The following is a 23,804-nucleotide window of genomic DNA, read 5'->3' as shown; positions in this document are numbered from 1 at the left end:
CACATCCCTAGAAAAGCACCACTTTCCCGGGCGGGCACCACCTCTCGTACGCCCGGCCACCGGCGTCCGTGCCCGCCCGGTGCCGCCCTCAGCCGCTGGTGAAGCGGTAGGTCCTGCTGTCCGTCAGCACGCAGACGCCGGGCGAGACGACGATCACCCGCAGGGTGCCGGTACGGCGGTCGTAGTCGATGCCCTCCGTCTCGAACGCGCCCGAGCAGGAGCTGCGCAGCGGCAGCGCGCGCAGCGCGGTGACGTGCCCGGTGACGTCGGAGGTGCCCGGTTCGGCGGACAGGTCGACGCGCAGGAGCGGCTTGGTGATGCCGAAGAGGGTTCCCTCGGGGTCGTCCGAGGAGCACAGCAGGGTGGCCGGGCCGGTGAAGTCGCAGCCCTGCACGTCGCGCACGGCGTGGTCGAGGCGGACGGTGGACACCTGGGGCAGGTTCGCCGAGGGCGAGGTGGCCGGGTTGACGCCGGGGGTGGGGAGGACCAGCAGACGGGTCATCGTGCCCCACTCGCCGGTGAGCATCCACTGGCCGCCGGGCGTGATCGCCACCCAGGAGTTGTTGAGGGCCTCGCCGGAGCCGAGCGTGTGGACGTACTCCGACCAGGCGCCGCCGGGGGCCTGCACCCGGAACATCTTCGAGGTGCCCGAGTCCCGCTGGTAGGGCTCGACGTAGTGGCCGTCGTAGGAGGCGTCGGGGTCGCCGACGTGGTTCCAGCCGCGGATGCTCACACCGAGAGGGATGGTGCCGATGCCGGTGTAGCGGTTGGCACTGCCGGCCGGCACCTCGACGGAGGTCAGGCCCTGGCTCTCGGTCAGCGGATCGGCGCGGTCGGAGCCGATCTCGGTCCAGGTGTCGGCGGCCGCGGCGGGCGGGGCGGCGCCGAGGGCCGCCGCCGTCGCGGTGGCCAGCGCGACCAGAGCGGCACGTGCGGCACGCATCGGGCGGGCGGCACGGACCGAGCGAGCGCGTCTGCGGGCGGGGCGGGCGCTTCTGCGGGCGGGGCGCAGGGGCATGGGGCTCCTCCGGGGCGGGGGGTGGGGTGCGCGCTCGGCGGACAGTGTGGCCCTACCTGATGGTCATGTACAGACCAATCGCATGGACGGGAGGGAGCCGTGCGGAGAACGGCGCGCCGCGCCGTACTGGAGGAGCATGGAAGACGGTCGGTGCCGCAGGCGTGAGCGAGAGAGGTTGTGCGCGGTGGAACCAGGAGAGTCGGCACGGGGGGCTGCGCGCCGAGTCGGCCTTGTGGGGCGGTGCGTGACATGAGTGACGTCGGGGCGGCCGCGGCCGCCGGCAACGGCCCCGTCGGGCCCAGCGGCCTGCTGGACGTGCTGAACATGGCCTCGGTGGTGCTCGACACCGACGGCCGGATCGTGCTGTGGAGCCCGCAGGCGGAGGAGCTGTTCGGCTACTCCGCGCACGAGGCGCTGGGCCGGTACGCCGCGCACGTGATGGTGCACGAGCACCACGTCGAACTGGTGGTGAAACTCTTCGCCGACGTGATGTCCACGGGCCGCAGCTGGGCGGGCGCGTTCCCCATCCGGCGCAAGGACGGCAGCACGCGTCTGGTGGAGTTCCGCAACATGCGCCTCGTGGACGACCGGGGCGACGTCTACGCCCTGGGCCTGGCCGCCGACCAGTCGACCGTACGGCGGCTGGAGCGGGACGTGGCCCTGTCGGCGCGGATGGTCACGCAGTCGCCCATCGGCTTCGCCGTCCTGGACACCGGGCTGCGCTACGTCACCGTCAACCCCGCGCTGGAGCGCATCCACGGCCTCCCCGCGCGCAAGCTCGTGGGCCGGACGATGCGCGAGGTGCTGCCCCGGGTGGACACCGAGGCCCTGGAGTCGGCGGCCCGCGACGTGCTGCGCACCGGTGTGCCGCTCGTCGACCGGTCCGTCGTCGGACGCGCCCCCGCCGACCCCGACGAGGACCACGCCTGGGCGGTGTCCCTGTACCGCCTGGAGGACGCCCGCGGCACCGTGCTGGGCGTCGCCCTGTCGGTCGTCGACGTCACCGACCGGTACCGGGCGGGCCTCGAGGCCGAGGCCGCGCGCCACCGGCTCGCCCTGATCGCCGACGCCTCGGCCCGGATCGGCACCACCCTGGACCTGGAACGGACCGCCTGCGAACTGGCCGACGTCGCCGTGCCGGAGCTCGCCGACGTGGCCACCGTGACCCTGCTCGACGCGGTGGTCGAGGGCCGGCGCACCGTCCTCGGCCCCGCCGAACCGGCCGTGATCCGCGCGCTGGCCTTCCGGGCGGCCGACGGGTCGCGCGTGCGCGCCGCGGCGGACCCTCCCGGCCGGGTCACGAGCTACGCGCCCGACCTCATCGTCACGGAGTGCCTGCGCACCGGCCGGCCGGTCATGGTGGCGCGGGTCAAGGACGAGGACATGGCCCGCATCGCCCGCTCCCCGGAGACGGCCGCGCTGCTGGAACGGGCCGGTTTCCACTCCTATCTGGCGGTGCCGCTCATCGCGCGCGGCGAGGTGCTGGGCGTCCTCGACCTCGCCCGGACCCGCCACCCCGTGCCGTTCGGACGGGACGACCTTCTGCTCGCCGGGGAGCTGGCCGCCCGCGCGGCCGTGCAGATCGACAACGCCCGCTGGTACCAGAACACCCGCACCACCGCCCTCACCCTCCAGCGCAGCCTGCTGCCGAGCCATCCGCGGGTGACCGGCGGCCTGGAGGTGGCCTCCCGTTACCAGCCCGCCGGGGCCGGCACCGAGGTGGGCGGCGACTGGTTCGACGTGATCCCGCTGGACGGCGGCAAGACCGCACTCGTCGTCGGCGACGTGATGGGCAGCGGTATCGACGCCGCCGCCACCATGGGCCGGCTGCGCACCGCCACCACCACGCTGGCCTCCCTCGATCTCGACCCGACGGTGCTGCTGGAGCACCTCGACCGGATCACGTCCGGTCTGCCCCACTCCATCGCCACCTGCGTGTACGCCGTGCACGACCCCCGTCTCGGCCGGTGCCGGATCGCCAACGCCGGGCACCTGCCGCCCGCGCGCGTACGCCCCGGGCGCCCGCCGGAACTGCTCGACCTGCCCACCGGGGTGCCGCTGGGCGTGGGCGGGGTGGCGTTCTCCACGACCGATGTCGACTTCGCCCCCGGTGACCAACTCGTCCTGTACACCGACGGGCTGGTCGAGACCCGCCGGCACTCCCTGGACGAACGGCTGGCCGCCCTGCTCGCCCTCCTCGACGACCCGGCGCGCCCGCTGGAGGACCTGTGCGACCTGCTGCTGCGCGCCCTGCACCACCCCGACAACCACGACGACGTCGCCCTGCTCGTGGCCCGTGCCCGGGCCACGGAGTGACCGGCCGCCGGCCGCCGGGTCCGGTCGTCGCACCTCCCGTCGTCAGCCCCGAGGGCGGGCCCGACGGCGTCAGGTGCGGGCCCTCGGCATGCCGGGCCCCGGCAGCCCCTTGTACGGAAGTACCGGGGACCGGGGTCGGAGCCCGGCGCGACGAGCGGAGCCCCCGCCCACGCCGTTCGGGCAGTGGGGGGAGCGTGCAGGGCTCCGCCAGGCCGACGGGAAACCGTCGGGAATCCGTCAGGAGTCCGACGGGAGTCCATCAGGAGTCCGACGGGTGTCCGTCAGGAGTCCGACGGGTGTCCGTCAGGAGTCCGACGACCGTGCCTACGCCCCGACGGCTCTGGTCCCGATCACCACGTGGGCGTACAGCTCCTCGTCCACGGCCAGGCGGGTCGTCAGGCCGCCGCGGCGGAACGACTCGACCGCCGCGGCGGCCTGGCGTTCGCTCGTCTCGACGAGCAGGCTGCCGCCGGGGGCGAGCCACTCCCCCGCGTCGGCGGCGACCCGGCGCAGCACGTCGAGCCCGTCGGCGCCGCCGTCGAGGGCGGTGAGGGGCTCGTGGTCGCGGGCCTCGGCGGGCAGCAGGGCGACCTCGCCGGTGGGGACGTACGGCACGTTGGCGGCCAGGATGTCCACGCGGCCCCGCAGGGTGGTGGGGAGCGCCTCGAACAGGTCGCCCACGTGGACGTGTCCGCCGACGTCGGCGACGTTGCGGCGGGCGCAGCGCACGGCGGCCGGGTCGATGTCGGCGGCGTGCAGTTCGACCGCGCCGAGGGCCGAGGCGAGGGCCGCGCCCACCGCGCCCGAGCCGCAGCACAGGTCCACGACCACGCGGGCGTGCGGCGCACCGGCGAGTGCCTGGGCGACGAGGAACTCGGTACGGCGGCGGGGCACGAAGACGCCCGGTTCGACGGCGATGCTCAGACCGTGGAACTCGGCCCAGCCGACCACGAGTTCGAGGGGGAGGCCCGTGACGCGGCGCTCCACCAGCCCGGCGAGCCCCTCCGGTGTGCGGGCGGCCGCGAGGATCAGCTCCGCCTCGTCCTCCGCGAAGACGCACCCGGCGGCGCGCAGCGCACCGACGACGGCGTCGCGGGAAGGGAAGCAGGAGGGAGAACGGGACGGGTCCGCGGAGGACTCCTTGGCGGACTCCGTGGCGGATGCCATGGAGGACTCCGTAGGGGATTCCGCGGGGGCGCCCGCGGAGGGAGCCGCGGAGCACGGCGGCCCGGACGAGGAAGGGGAAGAGGACGGGGTCGACAGAGAGGGCATGAAAGCCGAGAGACCTTTCGGAAGCCGAAGGGCGCTCTCGCGGTCGCCTAGCGGCGGTCCGCGCCGTCGCGAGGTGAGAGCACCCGACCTGACACTGCGGTAATGGGTCTCACCTCCTCGGTCGCTCACGGCCGGGGAACGTCCGCAGCCGGACCGTCACCCTACCCCAACGGACGGGCCCGGAGGCCGTGGTGCCCCCTCACCGATCCGGTTGTACGGTACAACTGGAACGGCGAGGGAGGTCCCAGGGAGGTCCCGTGGAAACAGCACGAGCCGTGGAGACCATCCAGCGCGAGATGACGGTCTTCGCGCGGCGCGCGCGTGCCTCGGCGGGCCGGCTGCACCCCGAACTCTCGCTCGTGTCGTACACCCTGCTCGGTCATCTCGAGGAGAGCGGCGGCTGCCGGGCCACCGACCTCGCCGCGCACTACGCGCTGGACAAGTCCACCGTCAGCCGCCAGGTGGCAGCTCTGGAGCGGGCCGCCCTGGTCGAGCGGCGCGAGGACCCGGGGGACCACCGTGTCCGCCTCCTCCATCTCACCGGCTCCGGCCGCCGTGTCCTCGCCCACGTCACCGACAGGCGGCGCGCCGCCTTCCGGGAGCGGCTCGCCCGCTGGCCCGAGGAGGACCTGGAGCGCTTCGCCGCGTATCTGACGCGGTACAACGCGGTGGTCGAGGACGGGGGCGGCCCGCGGCCGGAGCGAGGGCGGCCCGCGCCCGCGGCGGAGGAGGCGACCGACCGCCGACCATGACACCGGAACCCTGTGGCCGTCATGAACGATCCGGCCCATACGGGGTACCCCCTCCCTGTGGGCACTCGTCCGCGTGACGGCGAGGAGGTCGACATGCGAACCCGGGTGCGGGCCTGGCGACGGCGGGGCAACCCGCTGCTGCGCCGGTCGGACGTGGTGGAGGCGTGGACGGCCCTGCTGGTGGCCGTGCTGCTGCTGGTGGGCGCCCCCCTGACGGGGGCCGTGGTGGGCCGGTGGGCCCACCAGGAGGCGACGGCGACGGCGGCCGAGCAGCGGGCGGAACGGCACCGGGTGCGCGCCGAGGTGACCGGCCGGCCGCCCGACTCCCTGCCGACGGCGAGCGGCGGCCGGGCGGACTCCTACCGGGTCGACGTGCGCTGGACGGAGCCCGGACAGGGTGCCCGGACGGCCGTCGCGCGCGTGCCGGCGGGCACCCGGCACGGTGACGTGGTCGAGGTGTGGTTCGACGCGCGGGGGCGGAGCGTCGGTCCGCCGGCGGACGGTACGGCGGTGTGGCAGCACACCCTCTCCCTGGGCGTCTCCGCGGCGGGCGGTACGGCCGCCGTCGTCCTGCTCGGGCACGCGGTGGTACGCCGGGCGGCGATGCGGCACCGGCTGGAGGAGTGGGACCGGGAATGGGCCCGGACGGGCCCGGAGTGGAGCGGGCGCAGCGCCTGAGGGCACCGGGGACGGCGGACGGACCGGGGCCGGACACGGCTGACCGGGGTCGGGCACGGCCGGGGCGCGGGTCTAGAAAGCGCTACCACCCGCCACGTACGGTGTGATCATCCGTACGGCCACTTATACGCGAGGCGGTTGTTCATGGCCCAGTTCGACCTGTCCCTGGAGGAGCTCCAGGAGTACCGGAGCGCGTCCACCGAACCCGAGGACTTCGACGCTTTCTGGTCCAAGACCCTCCAGGAGGCCCGCGAGCACGACCTGGACGCGCACTTCGACCCGGTCGACACGGGGCTGACCATGGTGCGGGTGTTCGACGTGACGTTCGCCGGGTTCGGCGGACACCCGGTGAAGGGCTGGCTGACGCTGCCCGCCGCGGCCGAGGAACCGCTGCCCCTGGTGGTGGAGTTCGTCGGCTACGGCGGCGGCCGGGGCCTGCCGCACGAGCACCTGCTGTGGGCGTCCACGGGCCGTGCGCACTTCATCATGGACACCCGCGGCCAGGGCAGCGCCTGGGGCGGCGGGGGCGCCACCGCCGATCCGGTGGGCGGCGCGCCGGCGTACCCCGGCTTCATGACGCGCGGCATCGACGCCCCGGAGAACTACTACTACCGCCGGGTGATCACCGACGCGGTACGCGCCGTCGAGGCGGCCCGCTCGCATCCGCTGACCGACGCGGCGCGCACGGTGGCGCTCGGCGCGAGCCAGGGCGGCGGTCTGGCGATCGCCGTCGGCGGTCTGGTGCCGGACCTGGTGGCGGTCGCCCCGGACGTGCCGTTCCTGTGCGACTTCCCGCGCGCCGCGGTACTGACGGACCGTCACCCCTACCGGGAGATCGGCCTGTACCTCAAGACGCACCGCGGCCGCACCGAGGACGCACTGCGCACCCTGGCCTACTTCGACGGGGTGCACTTCGCCGCGCGCGCCACGGCCCCCACGCTCTTCTCGGTGGCCCTGGAGGACCAGACCTGCCCGCCGTCGACGGTGTACGCCGCCTTCCACGCCTGGGCGCACGAGGACAAGGCGATCGAGGTGTACGACTTCAACGACCACGAGGGCGGCGGCCCCTTCCACCAGGCGGCCAAGGTGCGCTGGCTGCGGTCGTACGCCTGAGACGGCTCCCCCCTTCCCACCAGTCCGACCAGTCGGTATGTTCTGGGGCTCCGGGCCGCACCGCGGCGGTCCGGGCTCGCGGCGGACCACGGAGGGCCCATGTCCGAGCACGTCCCACAGGTTCACGGCCACTGCGACGAGCGGTTCACCGCGGTGCGGACCGCGTTCGAGGAGAACTTCCGGGAGCGCGGTGAGCTCGGCGCCGCGGTGGCCGTCACGGTCGACGGCGTGACCGTGGCCGACCTGTGGGCGGGCTGGGCCGACCGGGCGCGCACGCGGGCGTGGGAGCGGGACACGCTGGTCAACGTGTGGTCCACGTCGAAGGGCCCGACGGCGCTGTGCGCGCACATCCTGGCCGACCGGGGACTGCTGGACCTCGACGCGCCGGTGGCCGCCTACTGGCCCGAGTTCGCGGCGGCGGGCAAGGAGCGGGTGCTCGTGCGGCACCTGCTGTCGCACCGCGCCGGCCTGTCCGGCCTGCGCGAGCCGCACACCCTGGAGCAGCTCTACGACTGGGAGCTGACGACCGCGCGTCTCGCGGCGACGGAGCCCTGGTGGGAGCCGGGTACCCGGTCGGGCTACCACGCGCTGACGTACGGCTTCCTGGTCGGCGAGGTCGTCCGACGCGTCTCGGGCCTGCTGCCGGGCGCCTTCCTGGAGCGGGAGGTGACGGGCCCGCTCGGCATCGACTTCACCATCGGGCTGCCGGAGAAGCAGGCCGGACGGGCGGCCGAACTGGTGCATCCGCCGGCCGCGCCGCGTAGCGGACAGGCCGCGGCCCTCAGCCGGATGGCGCCCGCCGCCGTCGCCGCGCTGGCCAATCCCCCGGCGGGCGCCGACGCGGCCAACTCCCCCGGCTGGCGGGCCGCCGAGATCCCCGCCGCGAACGGCCACGGCACCGCCCGGGCCGTGGCCGAGCTGTACGGCATCCTCGCCGGCCGGGGCGGCTTCGGCGGCCGGAGCGTGCTGTCCGCCGGGGCCGCCGAGCGGGTGCGGGAGGGCCAGGGCGGCTGCCGGGACCTGGTGCTGGGTGCCGGGTTCGCGCACGAGACGGAGATGGGGCTCGGCCTGTGGCTCAGCGGCCCGAACGGCTCGTACGGGCCCAACCCGCGGGCCTTCGGCCACGACGGCTTCGGCGGCTCCTGCGGCCTCGCCGACCCGGAGGCCGGGCTGTCGATGGGATACGTGATGAACCGGATGGGGCCGCACATCGCGGACGACCCGCGGAAGATGGCCCTGGTGGAGGCGGTGTACGGCGCACTGTGAGGGCGCCGTACAGTCCCGTTCCGGTCGCCCGGCCGGTTCCGTTCCGGCGGCTCGGGCAGTCCGGGTACCGGTCGCCCGGACGATCCCATTTCGGTGGGTCAGGCCGTCCAGTACCGGTCGCCCGGACAGTGCAGTACCGGTCGCCCGGACAGTGTGGTTCCGGTCGCTCGGGCCGCCCTGCGTCCGCCGCCGGGCCGTCCCGCCCCCGCCGCCGGACAGCCGGGCCGCGCCGGTCAGGGGAGGCGGCGCGCCTCGACCATCCGCACGCGGGGGCTCCCGTCGCTCCGGGTCCCGAACTCGGGCAGGGCGCGCAGGTCCACCTGGAACCCGGCGCGCTCCAGTTCCCGGCGTACCTCGCCGAGCCGGAAGGCCCGGTAGTACATCACGAACGGCGGCCGCCACAAGGCGTTGCGCACCCGCATCACGGTGTCGAAGCCGAGGAGCATCCAGAAGGCGGCGGAGGACGGACGGGGCGGGGCGAGCACCGGGAAGGCGAAGCGGCCGCCCGGCCGCAGCACCGTGTGCACCTGGGCGAAGAGGCCCGGCAGTTCGCGGGGCAGGAAGTGACCGAACGCGCCGAAGCTGACCACGAGGTCGAAGGCGGACGTGAACGGCAGCGCGCGGGCGTCCGCGCGTACCCAGGACACCCGGGGGCCCGTCGGACGCGTCCGCGCACGGGCCACGTCGAGCATGCCCGCGCTGAAGTCGACCCCGGTGACGCTGCGCCGGCACACCGCCGCCAGCGCGCCGACGCCGGCGCCGGTGCCGCAGCACAGGTCGAGCCCGTCGTCGTGGGGGCCGGTCCGGTGCAGCGCGGAGGCGACGGCGTCCAGGACGGAGTCCGGCGTGCGGAAGGGGGTGCGGTCGAACTTCGGCGCGAGCAGGTCGTAGCCGTGCTCGACCGACGACAGCGCCTGGACGGCGAGTTCGCGCAGCGTGGGACCTTCGGGGCTGAACATCGGCGTCACCCTATCCCGGTCGCCGTCCCGGTCGCCGTCATCCCTGCCGGGTGACGGAGGCGCGGCGCTCCAGCAGGGCCAGGACACGTACGCACCAGCGCAGGTTCTCCTCCTCGAAGGCGATGCCGCCCATCAGGGTCAGATAGGGGCCGATCCGGTCGGCGGCGGTGAGGTACTCGTCCTCGGTCCGGCCGTCCAGGAGCCGTTCGCGTACCCGCTCGTAGCGGGCGAGCTTGCCGCGTGCCCAGGTCATGCGCTCCTCGATCTGCGCCCGCGTCGCCCCGGGGTCCACGCCGTCCATCGCCTGGATCTTGATGAGGAGTTCGTCGCGGACGGCGGTGGGCCGGCGGGGCGGGGCGGCGGCGAAGGCGCGCAGGTCGTCCCGGCCGGCTTCGGTGAGCGTGAACATCCGCTTGTCGGGACGCCGTTCCTGCCGTACGACCCGTGCCTGGATCAGGCCGGCCTGCGCGAGCCGCTCCAGCTCGCGGTAGAGCTGCTGCGGGGTCGCGGGCCAGAAGTTCGCGAGCGAGACGTCGAAGGTCTTGGACAGCTCGTAGCCCGAGGCCTCGCCCTCCAGGAGGGCGGCCAGCACGGCGTACTTGAGGGACATGTGGACATGGTACGGGCCGACGGATACTGTCATCCGCACCTAATCAAAAAATTGACTATGGGAGGACCCCATGCGCGCGTTCCGTGAGGCGGTCGAGGCTCGCGACCTCGACGCGGTGGAAGCCCTGCTGGCCGAGAACGTGGTGTTCACCAGCCCGGTGGTGTTCAGGCCGTACCCCGGCAAGGCGATCACGGCGGCGATCGTGCGGGCCGTGGCCCAGGTCTTCGAGGACTTCCGGTACGAGCGGGAGCTGGCCGGGGCGGACGGCCGCGACCACGCCCTGGTGTTCACCGCCCGGGTGGGCGAACGGCAGCTCACCGGCTGCGACTTCATCCATGTGGACGAGGAGGGTCTCATCGACGGACTGACCGTGATGGTGCGGCCGTTGTCCGGCGCGCAGGCACTGGCGGCGGCGATGGGCGCGCGGGCCGAGGAGATCGCGAAGGAGGTGGAGGCGCGGTCCGCGTGAGGCAGCGCGCCTCCCGGACGGGGACGGCGGGGGACGTCAGCCCTTGAGCTCCTCCAGGCTGGCTTCGGCGTCCTTCTTGAGCCAGTCGGTCACCTCGGCGAGCGTCGGCGGGTCCTGGTCCTCGTCGTAAGAGGTGAGGTAGATGTTGAAGTTCATGGTGTACGTCACCCAGCCGTCCCGCACCGCGATCGTGACGTCCATGGAGCCGCTGTCGGAGCTGTCCGTGCTGTCCTGGCTGATGAGGTACGCCTCGTCACCGATGCCCGTGACGGTGTCCACGTCGTAATCCGTGTGGCTGCTCCCGTAGTTCTTCCACCGGGCCGTGAACTCCGGTGCGGGATCGGTCTTCTTGTGGAGGCCGAGTTCGAGGGAGAGGTAGGCGTCCGAGTAGGTCGAGCCCGTCTTCTTCAGGCCGAGGCTGCAGTAGCTCTCGTCGAGGGCCTCGTGCTCCAGCTCGTTGTGGACCGGGTCGTCGTCGGCCTCGGGGTACTCGTCCTGGAACGTCGAGTAGTCCGCGCTGGTGCACAGGTTGGACGGCGCCGTGTAGCCGCTCAGCTCCGCGTCGGCTCCCCGGCCGCCGATCAGGAACACTCCGGCCGCCCAGGCGGCGGACGCGACCAGCGCTCCGACGACGGCCCACAGCACCGCCCGCCCGGCGCCGCCGGCGCCGCCCGCCGGGGGAACGCCTCCGGGGACGTACGGAGGCTGCTGGAGGTACGGATTGGCCGGCGGGCCCGGCTGCCCCACGAGGGTGGGCTGGGCGTAGAAGGGCTGCCCGCCCGGCGACTGCGGGTACGGGTAGGCGGTCGGCTGGGCGGGCGCGTCGGAGGACTGCTCCGGCTGCCGCTCGGGCTGCTGCGGAGGCTGGGGCGGAGGCTGGGGCGGCGTGGACATGCCGTGAAGATAAGCCAGCGACAGCGTTCAAGTCCCTTGTCGTCACGGATCGTTATGGTCCGGGGACATCTGATGCGGGATGACGACACCCCGGTCCGGACCAGGGCCGGACCACCGGGGTCGAGCCGGCGTCACGGGCGGACCCCGAGACGCACGGGGGTCCCTGCCGCCACTGCCGGAACAGAGGGGGCCGCCGTCGCGTTGTGACGACGGGAGCGCACCTGGCACTGGCCACGATCACACCTGAGTGCTAGACTCGCGACAGCATCTGTGTACGCCCTGTTCGGCGTCGATGCCGTTTCTCCTTCAGTTCACTGATCGCCCGCCCGCAGCGGCCGGTGCGACAGTTTCCCCGCAACCTCGTGTGCAGGACTTCTTCGCTGCGCCCGAGTGATGCTCCGTCGCCCCAGGCGCGCGTTCACGCCCCTGGCCGAGCGGCCTCTCTCCCTTCCTCGCGCAGTCCCGTGTCTTCCGTCCTCGAAAGGACCGACCACCATGACCACCACACTCGAACACCCCCCTCTCCAGCAGCAGGCCCAGCTCGTCACCGGTGTCCTCGACATCGACGGCCACGGGAAGGGCCATCTGCGGGCCGAGAGCTGCCTGCCCTCCCCCACCGACCTCCCCGTCCCGCCCGCGCTGATCCGCCGACTCGGCCTGCGCAAGGGCGACTTCGTCGAAGGGATGCGCTCAGCGGCGCGCGCGCTGACCGACGTGGCGCGCGTCAACGGCCGTACGCCCCAGGAGCTGCGCGACCGCCGCCACTTCCACGATCTCACGCCCCTGCACCCGCACGAGCGGCTCCGCCTCGAACACCCCGCGTCCGGCCTGGCCGGACGCGTCACCGATCTGCTCGCGCCCGTGGGCAAGGGGCAGCGCGGGCTGCTCGTCGCCCCGCCCAAGACCGGCAAGACCGTCCTGCTCCAGCAGCTCGCCGCCGCCGTCGCCGGCAACCACCCCGAGGCCCGGCTGATGGTGGTCCTGCTCGACGAACGCCCGGAGGAAGTCACCGACATGCGGCGCTCCGTGCACGGCGAGGTGTACGCCTCGACGTTCGACCGGACGCCCAAGCAGCACATCGCCCTCGCGGAACTCGTCGTCGAGCGGGCCAAGCGGCTCGTCGAGGCGGGCGAGGACGTCGTCATCCTGCTCGACTCGCTGACCCGGCTGTGCCGGGCCCACAACAACGCGGCCGCCGCGGGGGGCCGCACCCTCAGCGGCGGCGTCGACGCGACCGCGCTGATCGGCCCCAAGCGGTTCTTCGGCGCCGCGCGGGCGGCCGAGGAGGGCGGCTCGCTCACGATCCTCGCCACCGCGCTGGTGGAAACCGGCTCCCGCGCCGACGACTTCTTCTTCGAGGAACTGAAGAGCACCGGCAACATGGAGCTCCGCCTCGACCGGGAACCCGCCTCCCGCCGCGTCTTCCCCGCCGTCGACATCGACGCCTCCGGCACCCGCCGCGAGGAACTCCTCCTGACTCCGGCCGAGTTGGCCACCGTACGTGGCCTGCGCCGCGCGCTGCGGAGCCGGGACGGCCACGGCAGCCTGGAGACGCTCCTGGAGCGGATGCGGCAGACCCCGGACAACGCGACCTTCCTGCGGCGCATCCAGCCGACGCTCCCGGCCGCGTAGGCCACCCCCTCCCTCCGCCACAGGCGCCCCCTCACCTCCGCGCAGGAGCCCCCTCACCTCCGGACGGACGAACCTTCGGCCCCGGACACGGTCGACGTGCGGCTCGGACACACCTGACGTACGGGCTCGGAGGACACACCTGACGTGGGGGCTCGGACCCAGCTGACGGTCGAGTTCGGGGTACCCGGACCGGCCACTCCGGAGCACGGGACGTGCGGCATCCGGGTGCACGCGGGCGGTCCCCGGCACGGGCAGCATGGGTTGGGCCGGATTCATTTCTACGTTGATCATATGATGATCAGACTTTCTTCCCGAGTCGCCGTGCCGACCTGCGCGCTCTGCGTGGCGGGTCTCCTGGCCCTCGGCCCCGCCATGGTCACCACCCCCGCCACCCCCGCCGCCGCGGACCCCGGACCCCCCGGCGACCCCCGGACGGCGATGCCGTGGCCAGGGCTGCTCTACCACCCCGGCACCCTGGTCAGGCCCCGCCCCGGAGCGCCCGGACTCCCGGACGTCTCCGCGCTGTCCTGGCTGGTGGCCGACGCCGGCACCGGCGAGGTGCTCGCCGCCTCCGACGCCCATCGCCCGCTGCCGCCCGCCAGCACCCTGAAGACGCTGTTCGCCCTCACGGTCCTGCCCGGCCTGCCCGCGGGCACCCGGCACCAGGTGTCCGACGAGGAACTCACCGGCATCGGGCCCGGCAGCAGCCTCGTCGGCGTCGCCGAGGGGCTCACCTACCGGGTCGCCGACCTGTGGCGCGGGGTGTTCCTCAGCTCCGGCAACGACGCGGTGCACGTCCTCGCCGCCCTCAACGGCGGCTGGCACACCACGGCCGCCCGGATGCAGGCCAAGGCACGCTCCCTGGGCGCCCTCGACACCCACGTGCTCTCCCCGGACGGCTACGACGCCCCCGGCCAGGTCTCCTCGGCCTACGACCTGGCGGTGTTCGGCCGGGCCGGGCTGCGCAACCCCGACTTCGCGCGGTACTGCGCGACGGCCGAGGCGTGGTTCCCCGGCTACGACGGCAGCACGTACGCCATCGTCAACACCAACCGGCTGCTGACCGGCCGCAGCGGCGTCGAGCCCTATCCGGGGCTGGTCGGCATCAAGAACGGCTACACCAGCGAGGCCGGCCACACGCTCGTCGCCGCCGCCCGCCGGGACGGGCGCACCCTCGTCGTGACGGTGCTCAACCCCCAGGCGGGCGGCGGGTTCACCGTCTACGAGGAGGCGCGCGAACTGCTCGACTGGGGGTTCGAGGCCGCCGGGCACGTCGACCCGGTCGGTTCCCTGGACGCACTGCGGGCGACGCGGAAACGGCCGGTGCCGGACCCCGCGCCGGTGACCGCCGCGGGCCCCTCGGCGTCCCCGGCCTCCGCCGCCGAGGACGACTCCGGGCCCGGCTGGCCGCAGGCGGCCGCCATCACGGGCACCGCCGTGTCCGGCGGCGTGGCCGTGGCGCTCGTGCTGACGTTCGTACGGCGCCGGGTCCGCGGCGGATGACCCACCGGCAGCCGGACGAGCAGGCCGAGCGTGATCCACGTGTACAGGTTGGAACCCAGGAAGCCGTCGACGCCGGACGCGTCGTCGAACCACAGCCACACCACGCTCGTGCACAGCACGGCGTACAGGGCGGCCGCGGTCCTCGGGTGCCCTGCGCGGACCAGGACGGCGAAGGACGGCAGCAGCCAGACCAGGTGGTGCACCCAGGTGACGGGGCTGACCAGGCAGGCGGTCAGGCCGGTGAGCGCGAACGCCGCCGTCCAGTCGCCCGCGGCCGCCGCCCGCCGCGCCCGCCAGGCCCACCCGCACAGCACCAGCACCACCAGCACCGCCCAGAACGGCCGGCTCTCCACCCCCAGCCGGGCCAGCACGCCCTGGAGCGACTGGTTGGAGACGTAGTCCAGGCGGCCCACCCGGGAGGTGTCCCACAGGGCGTCGGTCCAGTAGAAGCGGGAGGCGTCCGGGGCGACGAGGGCCGCGGCCGCCGTCGCCCCGACGGCGACGCCGGTGGCGACGGCGGCCGCGCGCCGGCGGTGGGCGACCAGCAGCAGGCCGATGAAGAGCGCCGGGGTGAGCTTGACCGCCGCCGCCAGCCCGATGCCGATCCCGGCCCAGCGGGTACGCCCCGTCGACAGCAGCAGGCAGTCCGTCAGGACCAGGGCCAGCAGCAGCAGGTTGACCTGGCCGAAGCTGAAGGTGTCCCGCAGCGGTTCGAACAGCGCCAGCGCGCAGGCGGCGAGGACGGCGCCGTACCAGCCGTGGCGCCACCGGCCGGGGCCCGCCAGGACGCGGGCGACGGCGGCGAGGGCCGTCAGGTCGAGCAGCAGCGTCACCGCGATCGCGGTGCGCAGCCCGACCAGCGCCATCGGCAGCATGACGACGGCCGCGAACGGCGGATAGGTGAAGCCGTACGGCGTGCCCGGCACCCGGTAGTCGTAGACGCGGCCGCCGTCGTGGACCCAGGAGTGGACGGTGCCGTGGTAGACCCGCAGGTCGAACCAGTCGCGCAGCAGCGGGACCGTCGCGGTGAAGACGGTCACGGCCGTGGCGAGGGCGAGGACCAGCAGCAGCCGGCCGCGGTCCGTGCGCGGCGCGCGGGGCGGTCTCATGCCGTACGCACCGGAGCGGCCGGGGCCGACGCGGCGAGGCGCGCCTGCCACAGCACGACCACCGCGAGCGCGCCCCCGCAGACCGCCAGGACCAGACGGCCGGTGTCGGCCGGCCCGCCGTCGGGCAGGACGGCGAGGGCGAGGACCGCGGCCACAGCGGCCGTCCGGTGCCGTACGGAGGTGCTGGGGGCCGCGGCGGCGATGAGGAAGAGGCCCCACAGGGCGTACCAGGGCCGGATCGCCGGGCCGAACGCGGCGACCGCGGCGAGGCTCAGGCCGAGCGCGTAGACCGGGCGGGGGCGCAGCCGCCACCAGATGACGGCGAGGGCGACGGCGGTGACCACCAGGCCCAGCGCGTGCCAGACCGGGACGGCGAGCGGGGCCAGGTCGCTGCCGAGGGTCTCCAGCAGGGCCCGGGTGGCACGGCCGAGCAGGCTGGTGAGGGCCCAGTTCTGTGGGGAGACCGGGGTGTCGAGGGCGGCGATCCAGCCGTATCCGGTGCCCGCGACGGCGGTGGCGGTGACCGTGGTGGCCGCGGAGGCGGCGGCCGTGATCAGGACCGCGCTGACCGGGCGGCGGCCGGAACGCAGCTGGAGGACCAGGACGGCGGCCAGACCGAGCGCGGCGGGCGCCTTGACCAGGGCGGCGAGGGTGACCAGGACGGCGGCGAGGACCGGGCGGCGGCCGAGCGCGGCGACCAGACCGACGCCGAGCAGGCCCAGCATGATCGCGTCGTTGTGGGCTCCGGCCACCAGGTGCAGCAGGACGAGGGGGTTGAGGGCGCCCAGCCACAGGGCGGCGGCCGGGTCGGCGCCGCTGTGCCGGGCCAGCCGGGGCAGCGCGGCGGCCATCAGCGCCACCCCGCACAGCGCGACACAGCGCATCCCGATCAGACCGGCGGGCAGTTCGCCGCGGGTCAGGGCGGACAGGGCCGCGGCGACGGCGAGGAACACCGGGCCGTAGGGGGCGCCGGTGTGCTGCCACAGCGGGGCGACCTCCTCGGCGAGCGGACCGCCGAGCCGCGCGGGGCCGTGGGCGTAGACGTCCATGCGGGCGTCGACCATGGCGCCCTGGGCCAGGTAGCTGTAGACGTCCCGGCTGAACAGCGGCGGCGCGATCAGCAGGGGTGCCGCCCACACGGCGAGGATCAGCAACAGGGCGCGCGGGGTGGGCGGGTCACCGCCGCGCACCAGGCGGCCGAGCAGCACCCAGGCCGCGGTCAGCAGGACGAGCCCGAAGTAGACGCCGACCAGGCCCAGTACGGCGTGCGGCGAGGAGGGGGCGAGAAGCTCGCGGGCGGGCAGCGCGCCGGCCGTCTCGCCGCCCAGGGCCAGACAGGAGGTGCCGGCCAGGCCCAGCACCTGGCAGCGGCGGAGATCGACGGGAAGAGCCATGGCCAACACCCCGCCAGGGTGTCGGCGCCGGGTGGCCGGTGAGCGACGTCCCGCCTTCCGGGCGGCGGCCTGCGCGTGACCGCCGCGTGAGCGTCGCGCCGCGCCGCGCCGCGCCGGGCGGATCAGAACGATCGGCACGACCGGCAAGCACCACACACGACCGGAACGGTCACGCGCGCCGCAGGGCGCGTGGGCCGGGCCGGCGGGTGGCGGCCGCGTCGGCGGGTGGCGGCCGCGTCGGCGGGTGGCGGCCGCGTCGGCGGGTGGCGGCCGCGTCGGCGGGTGGGCCGGGTCGGCGGGTGGCGTGGTGGTCAGGCGCAGGCCGGCCAGGACGTCGGGGTGAGTGACCGGACCGGGCGGACGCGGCCGACCGGGACGCCGCCGCCGAGCAGGGGCTCGCCCGCGAACTCGGTGAGCAGGGCGGGGTCCACGCCGGCGTGGGCGAGGGCGGCCGCGGCGACCGGGACGCGGGCCCGGTCCGCACCGTCGGCGATCTTGACGGCGATCGCGCGGCCGTCGGGCAGCGCGGCGACCTCGACGCCCTCGAAGCCGTCCTTGGCGAGCAGCCCGGGCACGGCCCGCATCAGCGCGGCCACGTCCCGGCCGGAGCCGGAGGCCAGCTCGGGGTGCCGGCGCACGGCGTCCGCCAGCCGGGCCTCGGGGGTGCCGGGCGCGGCGGTGGTGATGCGGGCGGCGGCGCGGGCCAGGCCGTGCAGGGAGACCGAGAAAAGGGGGGCGCCGCACCCGTCGACGGTGACCCGGGCTATCCGCTGCCCGGTGAGGTCCTCGACGATCTCGGCGATCGCCTGCTGGAGCGGGTGCTCCGGGTCGAGGTAGCTGTCGAGGGGCCAGCCGTTGAGCCGGCAGGTGTACAGCATGGCCGCGTGCTTGCCGGAGCAGTTCTGGGCGAGGCGGCCGGGCGGGCGGCCCTCCCGCACCCACGCGTCGCGGACCGCCGGACCGAACGGCAGGTCCGGCACGTTGCGCAGGTCGTCCTCGGTGAGGCCGGCCAGCTCCAGGATGCGCCGGGTCCCGGCGAGGTGGCGCTCCTCGCCGGAGTGGCTGGCGGCGGCGAGGGAGAGCAGCTCGCCGTCGAGCGGGAGTCCGGCCCGGACCATGGCGACGGCCTGGACGGGCTTGAGCGCCGAGCGCGGGTAGAAGGCCGCCTCGATGTCACCCAGCCGGAGGCCGACCCGGCCGTCCGTGTCGAGGACGACGACGGAGCCGTGGTGGACGCCCTCGGTCACCCCGCCGCGGACGAGGTGGGCGACGGGTGCGTGCTGGGGTTCGCGGATCGCGGGGGCGTCGGCGAGGGAGCTGGTGTACATCACTGCCTGGGTCGTCGGTGGGGTGGTGGGGGTGGGCGCCGGGTTCATGGCGCCTGTGTGGAGCTGTCGGCGCGCGGGGACCGCACGATGTCGGTGAGGGTCGTCTCGACACGGTCCAGGTGGTGGCTCATGGCGTCCACGGCGGCTTGCTCGCTGCCGGCGACCAGCGCCTCGACGATGGCCCGGTGTTCGCGGTCGGACTGTTCGCGGCGCCCGCCCAGTTCGTTGAGGAAGGCCGACTGGCGCGCCAGCGCGTCCCGGATCTCCTCGATGACCCGGCGGAAGACCGGGTTCCGGGCGGCCTCGGCCAAGGCGAGGTGGAAGAGGGTGTCCATCGCGGCCCACGCGGTGGTCTCCGTCTCCCGCTCCATGCGGTCCAGGAGGCGGGCCAGGCGGTCCAGGTCCTCCGGGGTGCGGCGCAGGGCCGCGTAGCCGGCCACCGGGACCTCGACGTGGCGGCGTACCTCCATCAGGTCGCCGGCCGCGTAGTCGCCGAAGGTGGGGTCCTCGACGGTGTCCGCGATCACGAAGGTGCCCTTGCCGGTACGGGAGACCGTCAGGCCCATGGTCTGGAGGGCGCGTAGGGCCTCCCGCAGGACGGGCCGGGAGACCTCGAGGGTGCGGCAGAGCTCCGCCTCGGAGGGGAGCTTGTCCCCGATGGCGTACCGGCCGTGTTCGATGGCGTCGCGGAGGTGGCCGAGCACCGCCTCCATCGCACTGACGCGACGCGGGGCGACCCGGTCACCTGTCTGGCTGTCTGACAGGTTCACGGGGCGATGGTCCGGGCGAGGGACGGGCGATGTCAAGTCAGGGCCCGACCGCGGGCCACGCCCGCGGACGCCCCGCCCCAGCCCCGGACCGACCCCCGGCGGCCCGGCCTCGCCCGGCCCGGCCGCCACGCTCCCGCCGAACAGCCGTTCCCCAGTGTCCGCCAGCCGTTCCCCAGTGTCCGCCAGCCGTTCCGGAGCGTCCGCCAGCGGTTCCCGAGCCTCTACCAGCCCTTCTCGAACATCCGGGCCACTTCGGCGATGCGCATCTCGTCGCGCCGGTAGTAGGTGCGGCGGCGGATCCGCTTGGCGCGCAGCAGGCCCAGGTCGGCGAGCAGGCTCAGGTGGGTGTCCGCCACCTGGCGGCGCACGCCCAGCTTGGCCGCGACGGCGTCCGCGGTGATCCCGTCCTCGACGGGGTCGCCGTGGCGCTGCGGCGGGAAGTGCCGGGCCGGATCCTTCAGCCACTCCAGGATGTCCAGCCGCCGTTCACTCACGGGTGTCCTCAGCATCGCCGCCCCCTCCGTCCCTTCGTCGGGGCACCCCTCGTACCGCGTCTTCCCACTGTTCCGCAGGGGAAGCCGCCGTGTCCCGGACTCCCGCACGCTTGGCGGGATCGAACACCCTTGCGTTGTGCGGGAGTCGGGGGTGGGGGCGCCGGACCACGGGAAGGGCCCGGCCGCGAGGGAGCGGCCGGGCCCCGGGACGGCCGGTCACGGTGCCGGCGTGGCCGGACCGTGCCGTGCCGAACCGTGTCGTGCCGTGCCGTGCCGTGGGTCCGGCGGTGGCGGGGTCGGCGACGGCCGGGTCAGCGGTGGCTGAACCACGCCATCGAGGACAGCGCCCGGTCGTCGTAGCCGAAGAGGGCCTGGTTCTCCCAGCCGTTCCCGGAGGACGCGTCGGTCGGGTCCCAGCCGTTGCCGGTGACGGCGGTCCAGGTCGCCTCCCAGTAGAAGACGCCGAGGCCGAGGCCGTTCGGCACGGCTTCCACGATGTCGGCCACGGCGTTCGTCCAGGCGAGCTGGCCGGCCTCGGTCGCCGGGTAGCCGGAGACGAGCTCGCTCGACAGGTCGATGATGTTCTCGTGCGTGTCGTCGCTGTCGAGGCGGAACGGATAGGCGGTTTCGGCGACGTAGACCGGCTTGCCGTAGCGGGAGGCGGCGTCGTCCAGCGTGGTCTGGAAGTCCGCCAGGGTGCCGTGCCAGTAGCCGTAGTACGACAGGCCGATCGTGTCGAACTTCACGCCGTTCGCGACGGCGTTGTCGAACCACCAGCGGGTGCCGGACAGGTCGCCGCCCTTGGCGAGGTGCAGGGCGACCGCGGTGGAGGAGCTGACCGCCTTGACCGCGTCGTAGCCGGAGTTGAGCAGACCGGCGAGCTGGGCCCAGTTGTCGGTGGAGCCCTCGGACCAGAGCATGCCGCCGTTGATCTCGTTGCCCACCTGGACCATGTCGGCGGTGGTGCCCTGGGCCTTGAGCGCGTTCAGCACGTCGTACGTGTGGTTGTACACGTCCGTCTTGAGCTGGCTGTAGGAGTGGCCCGCCCAGGCGGCCGGCTTGGCCTGGGCGCCGGGGTCGGCCCAGGTGTCCGAGTAGTGGAAGTCGACCAGCAGCTTCTGGCCCGCGGCCTTGACGCGCTTGGCCACGGCGAGCACGTGCGCCTTGTTGTTGTAGCCGTCGGCCGGGTTCACCCAGACCTTCAGGCGGGCGTAGTTCATGCCGGCGTTCTTCAGGATGGTGACCGCGTCGCCGGTGGTGCCGGAGGCGGTCTTGTAGACGCCGCCCTTGGCCTCGCTCTTGGCGAGGGAGGAGATGTCGGCGCCCTTGATCGACAGGCCGGACGTGCCGGAGGTGAAGGTCAGGTCGTCGACGTTGATCCAGTTGCCCGCGTTGGCGTCGCTGTTGATGCTGACGGTGCACTGGTTGGTCGTCACGGTGACCGGGACGACGATGTGGATCCAGCCGCTCGCCGACACGGGCAGGGCGGTGCGCTGCTCGGCGCCGCCGCAGTTCTTGAGGGCTATGTAGGCGGAGTTCTGGCCGCCGCCGGAGCGGACCCAGGCGGTGAGCTTGTAGGAGCCGTTGGTGAGGCCGGAGAGGTACTGGTAGGTCTCCACCTTGTACGCGGTGGACGCCCAGTGGGTGAGGCGGTAGCTGCCGGCGTGGCCGCCGGCCTCGGTGAAGGAGGCGGAGTTCTGGCCGGCCGCCGAGTAGGTGGACCAGCCGGCCGGGGTGACGGTGCCGGTGCCGTCGGACTCGAAGCCGGCGTTGGTGAGCGTGGCCGCCGCATGGGCGGTCTGCGCGGGCAGGGCGGCGAGGGAGAGTCCCGCGGCGAGCGGGAGCAGCAGGGCTGCGAGCGTGCGTCGGGGATGCAGCAGCGTGCGTCTGAGATGGAACATCGTCGTCCGTCGTCCCTTCGACGTGATGGCGGTGTGCGCGGGCCGGGTGGCCCGCCGGTCCCCTCGGGGTGAGGGGCGCCCCCTCCGCCCGCGGCTCGCGGCTCCACGGGCGGAGAGGGAGTCGGTTCAGCCGTCGAGGCGCACGACCCGGACGGCTCCCGCCGGGACCACGAGGCGGCCCGCGGCGCGTTCACCGGTCAGCAGCTCGGTGCCGGACGTCTCCAGCGGCACCTTGGCGTCGGTGGCGGTGTGGTTGATCGCGAAGAGGAAGCTGCCCGTCCCGCCGGTGCGGCGCACGACCTCGACGTCCCGGGGGAGGTCGGCGCGGGGGGCGATGCGGGCGTCCTCGGCGGCCCGTGCGAGCACGGCGTCGAGGCCGTCGGCGCCGAGGCGGGTGGAGACGTACCAGGCGGTGCCCCCGCCGAGGCGGTGGCGGGTGACGGCGGGCCGGCCGGCGGTGAGGCCGTCGGCGTACGTCCACACCGTCTCGGCGCCGCGCGGCACCACGAACTCCGTCCACAGGTCCGCGCTCAGCTCGGCGCCGTCCGGGCCGGTGATCCGGGCGCTCTCGCCCGCGAGCAGCGGGGAGAACTCCTCGACGGCCAGGCCCAGGACGTCGCGCAGCGGGCCCGGGTAGGCGCCCTCGTGGACGGCGTCGTGCTCGTCGACGATGCCGGAGAAGTACGACACGACCAGGGTGCCGCCGTTCTCGACGTACGCCCTGAGGTTGTTCCCGGCCGCCTCCGTCATCAGGTACAGGGCGGGCACCACGACCAGGGGGTAGGCCGAGAGGTCGGCCTCCGGGTGGGCGAAGTCGACCGTGAGGTGGCGGTCGTAGAGGGCCTCGTAGAAGGCGTCGGCGCGCTCGCGGGCGTCGTGCTCCTGGGAGGGGCGCCAGTCGAGGGTCTGCGCCCACCAGGAGTGCCAGTCCCACAGGACGGCCGCGTCGGCCACCGTACGGGTGCCGCGGATCGGGCTCAGCGCGTCGACGGAGGCGCCGAGCTCGACGACCTCGCGCCACACACGGGTGTCGGTGCCGCCGTGCGGGACCATCGACGAGTGGAACTTCTCGGCGCCGCGCCGGGACTGCCGCCACTGGAAGAACATGGCGCCCTCGGAGCCCCGGGCGACGTGCGAGAGGGAGTTGCGGGCCATCTGGCCGGGGGCCTTGGCCGGGTTGCGGGGCTGCCAGTTGACGCCCGAGGTGGAGTGCTCCAGCAGGAGCCAGGGGGCGCCGCCCGCGACGGAGCGGGTCAGGTCGGCGGCCATCGCGAGGTTGACGTGGGTGCGGCGGCCGTCGGTGATCAGGTAGTGGTCGTTGCTGACGAGGTCGACCTCGCGGCCCCAGGCCCAGTAGTCGACCGTGTCGCACTGGCTGAGCGCCGTCATGAAGTTGGTCGTGACGGGGACGCCGGGCGCGAGGCGGTGCAGGATGTCCCGCTCCCGGCAGAAGTTCTCGCGCATGGTGGCGTCGGCGAACCGCCGGTAGTCCAGCGCCTGGCCCGGGTTGCCGACGGTCGGCGTGGCGCGCGGCGGGTCGATGTCCTCGAAGCCGGCGTAGCGCTGGCCCCAGAAGGCGGTGCCCCAGGCGTCGTTGACCGCGTCGACCGTGCCGTACGTGGTCTCCAGCCAGCGGCGGAAGTGGGCGGCGCAGGAGTCGCAGTAGCAGGCGGAGACGGGGACGCCGTACTCGTTGTGCACGTGCCACAGGGCCAGCGCCGGGTGGTCGGCGTAACGCTCGGCGAGCCGGGTGGTGATGTTCGCCGCGGCGGCGCGGTAGTCGGCGTTGCTGTGGCAGATCGCGCCGCGGGAGCCGAACGCCAGGCGCCGGCCGTCGGCCGTGACGGGCAGCGCCTCGGGGTGCTGCCGGTAGAACCAGACGGGCGGGACCACGGTGGGCGTGCCCAGGTCGACGCGGATGCCGTTCTCGTGCAGCAGGTCCACGACCCGGTCGAGCCAGCCGAAGTCGTACTCGCCCGGCGCGGGCTCCAGAAGGGCCCAGGAGAAGATCCCGACGCTCACCATGGTGACGCCGGCCTCCCGCATCAGGCGAACGTCCTCCTGCCAGACGCTTTCCGGCCACTGCTCGGGGTTGTAGTCCCCACCGAAGGCGAGCCTGGTGAGGCCCTTGGGGGTGGTCTCCGGCATGGATCTCTCCCGTTTAATCGATCATTTGGGAACGTGCACACACTCGATCAGCGGTGCGTTCCCAACATAACCGCACAGCAACAACCATTGACAAGTGTCCGGGATGTTTCTCTACTGTGAACGCTCACAGAAGCATGGCAGGTCCTCGCAGCAGGCGGGGACCCCAGGTCAGGGGAGA

Annotated in this window: 19 protein-coding genes and 1 pseudogene; 8 read left to right on the top strand and 12 right to left on the bottom strand. The window is 74.1% G+C overall.

The window, feature by feature from the left end; translation table 11 throughout:
* Positions 1-88 precede the first annotated feature (88 nt).
* On the bottom strand, positions 89-943 hold the full coding sequence (locus ACIP67_RS00935; RefSeq protein ID WP_401686756.1) for a hypothetical protein: 855 nt from the start codon (positions 941-943) through the stop codon (positions 89-91).
* Positions 944-1,267: 324 nt separating this feature from the next.
* Here ACIP67_RS00935 and ACIP67_RS00930 point away from each other — a divergent pair, with 324 nt between their 5' ends.
* Positions 1,268-3,334, top strand: a complete 2,067-nt coding sequence (locus tag ACIP67_RS00930; RefSeq protein WP_401685381.1) for a SpoIIE family protein phosphatase — start codon at positions 1,268-1,270, stop codon at positions 3,332-3,334.
* A 324-nt stretch (positions 3,335-3,658) separates the two neighbouring features.
* On the opposite strand, the gene ACIP67_RS00925 is transcribed toward ACIP67_RS00930, so the two are convergent.
* Positions 3,659-4,501 carry a putative protein N(5)-glutamine methyltransferase gene (locus ACIP67_RS00925; protein WP_401685378.1) on the bottom strand — a complete coding sequence of 281 codons (843 nt, stop codon included), beginning with the start codon at positions 4,499-4,501 and terminating at the stop codon, positions 3,659-3,661.
* A 362-nt stretch (positions 4,502-4,863) separates the two neighbouring features.
* Here ACIP67_RS00925 and ACIP67_RS00920 point away from each other — a divergent pair, with 362 nt between their 5' ends.
* The 4 genes from ACIP67_RS00920 to ACIP67_RS00905 all read left to right on the top strand — a co-directional run bounded on the left by ACIP67_RS00920 (position 4,864) and on the right by ACIP67_RS00905 (position 8,415).
* Positions 4,864-5,358 carry a MarR family winged helix-turn-helix transcriptional regulator gene (locus ACIP67_RS00920; protein WP_401685375.1) on the top strand — a complete coding sequence of 165 codons (495 nt, stop codon included), beginning with the start codon at positions 4,864-4,866 and terminating at the stop codon, positions 5,356-5,358.
* 93 nt (positions 5,359-5,451) lie between these two features.
* Entirely contained in the window at positions 5,452-6,036 is a 585-nt protein-coding gene (locus tag ACIP67_RS00915) for a hypothetical protein (RefSeq protein ID WP_401685372.1), read from the top strand.
* A 144-nt stretch (positions 6,037-6,180) separates the two neighbouring features.
* Positions 6,181-7,149 (top strand): acetylxylan esterase, encoded by a 969-nt coding sequence (locus ACIP67_RS00910; RefSeq protein WP_401685369.1) that lies wholly within the window; start codon positions 6,181-6,183, stop codon positions 7,147-7,149.
* A 99-nt stretch (positions 7,150-7,248) separates the two neighbouring features.
* Positions 7,249-8,415, top strand: a complete 1,167-nt coding sequence (locus ACIP67_RS00905; RefSeq protein ID WP_401685367.1) for a serine hydrolase domain-containing protein — start codon at positions 7,249-7,251, stop codon at positions 8,413-8,415.
* A 233-nt stretch (positions 8,416-8,648) separates the two neighbouring features.
* Here ACIP67_RS00905 and ACIP67_RS00900 read toward each other — a convergent pair whose 3' ends face one another.
* Positions 8,649-9,374 carry a class I SAM-dependent methyltransferase gene (locus ACIP67_RS00900; protein ID WP_401685364.1) on the bottom strand — a complete coding sequence of 242 codons (726 nt, stop codon included), beginning with the start codon at positions 9,372-9,374 and terminating at the stop codon, positions 8,649-8,651.
* A 37-nt stretch (positions 9,375-9,411) separates the two neighbouring features.
* Entirely contained in the window at positions 9,412-9,984 is a 573-nt protein-coding gene (locus ACIP67_RS00895) for a PadR family transcriptional regulator (RefSeq protein ID WP_401685362.1), read from the bottom strand.
* A 70-nt stretch (positions 9,985-10,054) separates the two neighbouring features.
* Between ACIP67_RS00895 and ACIP67_RS00890 the strand changes: the two genes are divergently transcribed.
* Positions 10,055-10,453 (top strand): nuclear transport factor 2 family protein, encoded by a 399-nt coding sequence (locus ACIP67_RS00890; RefSeq protein WP_401685359.1) that lies wholly within the window; start codon positions 10,055-10,057, stop codon positions 10,451-10,453.
* Between the two features lie 36 nt (positions 10,454-10,489).
* Here ACIP67_RS00890 and ACIP67_RS00885 read toward each other — a convergent pair whose 3' ends face one another.
* A complete protein-coding gene (locus ACIP67_RS00885) occupies positions 10,490-11,347 on the bottom strand; it encodes a hypothetical protein (protein WP_401685356.1) in 858 nt (285 codons plus the stop codon).
* A gap of 495 nt (positions 11,348-11,842) precedes the next feature.
* Between ACIP67_RS00885 and rho the strand changes: the two genes are divergently transcribed.
* Both rho and ACIP67_RS00875 read left to right on the top strand, forming a co-directional pair.
* The gene (rho, locus tag ACIP67_RS00880) at positions 11,843-12,979 is read left to right on the top strand and encodes a transcription termination factor Rho (RefSeq protein WP_401685353.1); all 1,137 of its coding nucleotides are present in this window, start codon (positions 11,843-11,845) and stop codon (positions 12,977-12,979) included.
* A gap of 291 nt (positions 12,980-13,270) precedes the next feature.
* Positions 13,271-14,164: pseudogene (locus ACIP67_RS00875) on the top strand (D-alanyl-D-alanine carboxypeptidase family protein); the annotation flags it as partial.
* A 35-nt stretch (positions 14,165-14,199) separates the two neighbouring features.
* Here ACIP67_RS00875 and ACIP67_RS00870 read toward each other — a convergent pair.
* The 7 genes from ACIP67_RS00870 to ACIP67_RS00840 all read right to left on the bottom strand — a co-directional run bounded on the left by ACIP67_RS00870 (position 14,200) and on the right by ACIP67_RS00840 (position 23,626).
* Positions 14,200-15,591: a glycosyltransferase family 87 protein gene (locus tag ACIP67_RS00870; protein ID WP_401685350.1), complete on the bottom strand. Its 1,392-nt coding sequence runs from the start codon at positions 15,589-15,591 to the stop codon at positions 14,200-14,202.
* On the bottom strand, positions 15,588-16,985 hold the full coding sequence (mptB, locus tag ACIP67_RS00865; protein ID WP_401685348.1) for a polyprenol phosphomannose-dependent alpha 1,6 mannosyltransferase MptB: 1,398 nt from the start codon (positions 16,983-16,985) through the stop codon (positions 15,588-15,590). Before mptB ends, ACIP67_RS00870 begins: the two co-directional genes overlap by 4 nt.
* Positions 16,986-17,296: 311 nt before the next feature.
* Positions 17,297-18,313, bottom strand: a complete 1,017-nt coding sequence (locus tag ACIP67_RS00860) for an asparaginase (protein WP_401686754.1) — start codon at positions 18,311-18,313, stop codon at positions 17,297-17,299.
* 44 nt (positions 18,314-18,357) lie between these two features.
* Positions 18,358-19,083: a FadR/GntR family transcriptional regulator gene (locus tag ACIP67_RS00855; protein ID WP_401685345.1), complete on the bottom strand. Its 726-nt coding sequence runs from the start codon at positions 19,081-19,083 to the stop codon at positions 18,358-18,360.
* A 221-nt stretch (positions 19,084-19,304) separates the two neighbouring features.
* Complete coding sequence (locus ACIP67_RS00850; protein ID WP_401685343.1) at positions 19,305-19,592, bottom strand: ArsR family transcriptional regulator; 288 nt, start codon at positions 19,590-19,592, stop codon at positions 19,305-19,307.
* Positions 19,593-19,888: 296 nt separating this feature from the next.
* Positions 19,889-21,457 (bottom strand): arabinogalactan endo-beta-1,4-galactanase, encoded by a 1,569-nt coding sequence (locus ACIP67_RS00845; RefSeq protein ID WP_401686751.1) that lies wholly within the window; start codon positions 21,455-21,457, stop codon positions 19,889-19,891.
* A gap of 147 nt (positions 21,458-21,604) precedes the next feature.
* Positions 21,605-23,626 (bottom strand): beta-galactosidase, encoded by a 2,022-nt coding sequence (locus ACIP67_RS00840; protein ID WP_401685340.1) that lies wholly within the window; start codon positions 23,624-23,626, stop codon positions 21,605-21,607.
* Positions 23,627-23,804: the final 178 nt, after the last annotated feature.

The sequence above is a fragment of the Streptomyces sp. NPDC088812 genome, assembly GCF_044750285.1.
Lineage (GTDB): Bacteria > Actinomycetota > Actinomycetes > Streptomycetales > Streptomycetaceae > Streptomyces.
This window is presented reverse-complemented; position numbering and strand designations above follow the sequence as displayed.

Excerpts from the sequence above, each read along its gene's own strand:
- rho (WP_401685353.1), top strand. The coding sequence starts at position 11,843 with ATGACCACCACACTCGAACACCCCCCTCTCCAGCAGCAGGCCCAGCTC.
- ACIP67_RS00890 (WP_401685359.1), top strand. The coding sequence starts at position 10,055 with ATGCGCGCGTTCCGTGAGGCGGTCGAGGCTCGCGACCTCGACGCGGTG.
- ACIP67_RS00905 (WP_401685367.1), top strand. The coding sequence starts at position 7,249 with ATGTCCGAGCACGTCCCACAGGTTCACGGCCACTGCGACGAGCGGTTC.
- mptB (WP_401685348.1), bottom strand. The coding sequence starts at position 16,985 with ATGGCTCTTCCCGTCGATCTCCGCCGCTGCCAGGTGCTGGGCCTGGCC.
- ACIP67_RS00915 (WP_401685372.1), top strand. The coding sequence starts at position 5,452 with ATGCGAACCCGGGTGCGGGCCTGGCGACGGCGGGGCAACCCGCTGCTG.
- ACIP67_RS00840 (WP_401685340.1), bottom strand. The coding sequence starts at position 23,626 with ATGCCGGAGACCACCCCCAAGGGCCTCACCAGGCTCGCCTTCGGTGGG.
- ACIP67_RS00860 (WP_401686754.1), bottom strand. The coding sequence starts at position 18,313 with ATGTACACCAGCTCCCTCGCCGACGCCCCCGCGATCCGCGAACCCCAG.
- ACIP67_RS00850 (WP_401685343.1), bottom strand. The coding sequence starts at position 19,592 with ATGCTGAGGACACCCGTGAGTGAACGGCGGCTGGACATCCTGGAGTGG.
- ACIP67_RS00925 (WP_401685378.1), bottom strand. The coding sequence starts at position 4,501 with ATGGCATCCGCCACGGAGTCCGCCAAGGAGTCCTCCGCGGACCCGTCC.
- ACIP67_RS00870 (WP_401685350.1), bottom strand. The coding sequence starts at position 15,591 with ATGAGACCGCCCCGCGCGCCGCGCACGGACCGCGGCCGGCTGCTGCTG.
- ACIP67_RS00900 (WP_401685364.1), bottom strand. The coding sequence starts at position 9,374 with ATGTTCAGCCCCGAAGGTCCCACGCTGCGCGAACTCGCCGTCCAGGCG.
- ACIP67_RS00895 (WP_401685362.1), bottom strand. The coding sequence starts at position 9,984 with ATGTCCCTCAAGTACGCCGTGCTGGCCGCCCTCCTGGAGGGCGAGGCC.
- ACIP67_RS00930 (WP_401685381.1), top strand. The coding sequence starts at position 1,268 with ATGAGTGACGTCGGGGCGGCCGCGGCCGCCGGCAACGGCCCCGTCGGG.
- ACIP67_RS00885 (WP_401685356.1), bottom strand. The coding sequence starts at position 11,347 with ATGTCCACGCCGCCCCAGCCTCCGCCCCAGCCTCCGCAGCAGCCCGAG.
- ACIP67_RS00910 (WP_401685369.1), top strand. The coding sequence starts at position 6,181 with ATGGCCCAGTTCGACCTGTCCCTGGAGGAGCTCCAGGAGTACCGGAGC.
- ACIP67_RS00935 (WP_401686756.1), bottom strand. The coding sequence starts at position 943 with ATGCGTGCCGCACGTGCCGCTCTGGTCGCGCTGGCCACCGCGACGGCG.